The 3,280-nt window shown below is 54.1% G+C and carries 3 protein-coding genes and 1 pseudogene; 2 read left to right on the top strand and 2 right to left on the bottom strand.

Features of this window, described 5'->3' with window-relative positions; translation table 11 throughout:
• Nucleotides 1-366, bottom strand: a pseudogene (locus ACXJ5O_RS22460) (HAD family phosphatase); the annotation flags it as partial.
• Nucleotide 367: 1 nt separating this feature from the next.
• Entirely contained in the window at nucleotides 368-1,438 is a 1,071-nt protein-coding gene (gene mutY / locus ACXJ5O_RS22455) for an A/G-specific adenine glycosylase (protein ID WP_457301830.1), read from the bottom strand.
• Nucleotides 1,439-1,524: 86 nt separating this feature from the next.
• Between mutY and ACXJ5O_RS22450 the strand changes: the two genes are divergently transcribed.
• On the top strand, nucleotides 1,525-2,868 hold the full coding sequence (locus tag ACXJ5O_RS22450) for an O-antigen ligase family protein (RefSeq protein ID WP_457301829.1): 1,344 nt from the start codon (nucleotides 1,525-1,527) through the stop codon (nucleotides 2,866-2,868).
• Between the two features lie 18 nt (nucleotides 2,869-2,886).
• Nucleotides 2,887-3,280 (top strand): SDR family NAD(P)-dependent oxidoreductase (locus ACXJ5O_RS22445; protein ID WP_457301828.1); only part of this gene is annotated, 394 nt, incomplete at its 3' end.

The following is a 3,280-nucleotide window of genomic DNA, read 5'->3' as shown; positions in this document are numbered from 1 at the left end:
CTCCCAGGCCTCGCGTAGGGTGTCCGAGGCGAAATTGGTGAGCATCGTCACATCGTGACCATCGGCGATCAGCTTGCGCATGATCTCAACGCTGCCATCGATCGAATGCGGAACCATCATGTGCCAGTTCTGCCGGAACACGCGGATATGGTGCTCGTGGTCGGGAAAATCGGCGATCAGTAGAGCCTCGGCCTCCGGCCATTTCCGTCCCCGATCCTGCTCGATATTCCACTCGTGCGTGCAGACATTGTCGAAGAACCATTTGCGCTCATTGGCATCAGGCATGACATCCAGGAAGGCGGCATCCGGGTCATAGTGAATAAGAACCATGCCAATGTCGAAAACGATATGCTTGACCTGTGTCATTCTAATTTCTTCTCCTTGCGAACGCATACGGAATGGCGGCAGCAATGGCCTTTTTCATGACCGTGGGCAAGGCTTCGCCTCCCAATTTATCAACCTTGACCCACCACCCGCCAGCCGCAATGTCTTTCTCTACGTCATGAGCTTTGTAGATTTTAAGACGCAATTCGAAATGCGTAAAAACATGGGTGATGTTGCCGGTGGCGATCCAGTTTGCGGGAAAGGGGGCTGCATCCGATTCGGTTTCCCCATCCAGACGTGCCGTCCATGACGTCGTCGGAACTTCCGTCATGCTGCCGAGCAATCCCGTCTCTGCACGGCCACGTAAAAACACCTCATCATTCGAAATAGCCACGAAGGCAGCCCCAACCCGAACGGGCTTCACTTTCTTGGGCGCTTTCACAGGAAAGAATTCTGGATCGGTGGTTCCCAACGCCTGGCAATTGTCGTTAAGCGGGCAAATGATGCACGCAGGTCGCCTGGGCGTGCAGATCGTCGCTCCAAGATCCATCATTGCCTGGGCAAAATYCCCCGGTCTTTCATCAGGTGTAAGCGCCTGCATATATGTGCGAATCTCCGGCTTGGCGAATGGCAGGGGAGTAGCGAGGGCATAGAGCCGGGTGATGACGCGCTCCACATTGCCGTCGACAACGGCCATGGGCAGATCGAACGCAATCGAGGCGATCGCGGCCGCCGTATAATCGCCGATACCGGGTAGCGACTTCAAGCTGGCGAGATCGGGTGGGAAACGTCCGCCATATTCTGCACAGATGATATCGGCACATTTCTTCAGGTTTCGCGCGCGCGAATAATAACCAAGGCCAGCCCAGGCGCGCAAAACGTCATCCTGGCTCGCGGCGGCCAAATCCACAACCGTCGGCCATTTCTCGATGAAAAAGCTAAAATAGGATTTGACGGCTTCAACCGTCGTTTGTTGCAGCATGATTTCGGAAAGCCAGATCCGATAGGGATCGGCAGTGATGCCTGCGAGACGCTCGCGCGGCGAAATGCGCCATGGTAGAGTTCGATGATGGGAATCATACCATAGCAGCAGGCGGGTGGTTATTGGTTGCATCAATTCCAAACTGCGCTACACGAAGCCTTGACGGTTCTTACAAAAACGGTTGCAAGCATGAATTTCATAGTCATTCGGAACCTTAAATGCTTCCAGATCAATTAGCCAAAGCGGTAATGCTCCCCACAAGGGGCCATTTTATCGGAATCGATCGCAACAATCGTCTCTTTACGTTTGTGTTTGCGCTGTTTCCTGGCCTGCTGGCAAGCGGAACTTCCGTGACCTTGGTCTGTGCCTTTTTATGGGCAATCGTTTCACTGGCAGCAAAACGCTTCCGGTTCGAGATGAGCAGAACCGACAAGATCGTCGCCTGGTGTCTGACCTTCTACGTTCTCGTGACCATACTTTCAGTGGTTGTGCATCCCGATGCGTCGAAGGGAGTTACTTTCATCTTCAAGATGATTCCCTTCCTTGCGATATGGGCTGTTCTGCCGCGACTTCGAGCGAGCCTTCCCGGTCGTCTTGTCCCTTTTTTGATCACCGGTGCCGGCATCGGCATGATCGGTTCGCTCATATTCAGCATCGTCCAGATCGCCTTTCTGTCGCCTCGCGCTGAAGGGGGTGCCGGCAACGCTGCCGTGTTCGGATTGTTTACAGTGTTGTTTGGCAGCATTTCACTGCTCAATGCGCATTCAGACAGCAGGACCGAGCGATTTATTGCAATCGCTGGTTTTGCCTGTGGTCTTGTGTGCGCATTTCTCTCCGGCACGCGCTCAGCCTGGCTGGTCATGCCGATAAACTTTGCCATCTTGTATTGGTACTTGCGAGGACAAACCCTGCCGACGATCACCAACGTCGTGAAGGTCGTTGGAGCTGTCATAATCGTCGGCATCATCGCCATTGCGGCAATGAAGGTGACAGAGCGCTATCACGCGCTCGAAAGCGATATCGTGCAGCTGGATCGTCAGCCAGACAGTATCAATTCGCTCAATGCGCGGCTGATGCTGTGGTCGGCGGGCAAGCGGGCTTTTCTGGCATCGCCACTGATCGGCTATGGTCCGCAAAATCGCATGTCCCGGGTCAACGAGATCCTGAATTTGCCTCCTGACAAGAAAATGTCTTTTACTCACGTTCACAACGGTCTTTTGAATGCCGCTGTCGACAGCGGTATATTGGGTGTGCTGTCGGTGGTCGGGCTTCTTGCTGCACCAATAATCGCCGCGCGCAAGAAGGAGCCCGGGCTGGGCCGAGATCTCGCAATCGCTATTTCCCTATTGCTGGTGAGCAGTTATGTGGTTACCGGCATGCTGGGTATCATGTTCGGTCATGATGCGACGGACGCGGTTTTCATTTATCTGACGCTGATGATCTGTTGGATATCTGGCCCCTCGCCCTATCTGTCGATACCGCAATTGGCCGCCCAATCCGAGGCCGACAAGCTTGCTTTGAGTGATTTGGACCAAAAGCTCGCCATGGCGAAGAGTACCTAGAATGATGTTGGGAAATTTATGAAGGCCATCGTTACCGGAGCAGCTGGTTTTATCGGATTTCACGTTGCGCGACGGCTCGCCAGCGAAGGCTTTGATGTTATCGCGATCGACAATCTCAACGACTATTATCCCGTAGCGCTCAAGGAAGCCCGGCTCTCCGCGCTGGATGGTCTTTCCAATATCCGTTTTGTTCGTGGCAACATAGCCGACCCCCAAGGGCTTTCCACTGCGATTGGCGATGATGCGGACGCCGACATCATCGTTCACCTCGCAGCACAGGCGGGCGTACGCTACTCAGTCGAAAATCCGGCAGCCTATGTCGATGCCAACGTACATGGCCAGGTGACGATATTCGAGCAGGCGCTTAAAATGCCAAAGCGGCCTCCTGTGGTTTACGCAAGTTCCTCATCGG

It is taken from the genome of Phyllobacterium sp. P5_D12 (assembly GCF_054049495.1).
This window is presented reverse-complemented; position numbering and strand designations above follow the sequence as displayed.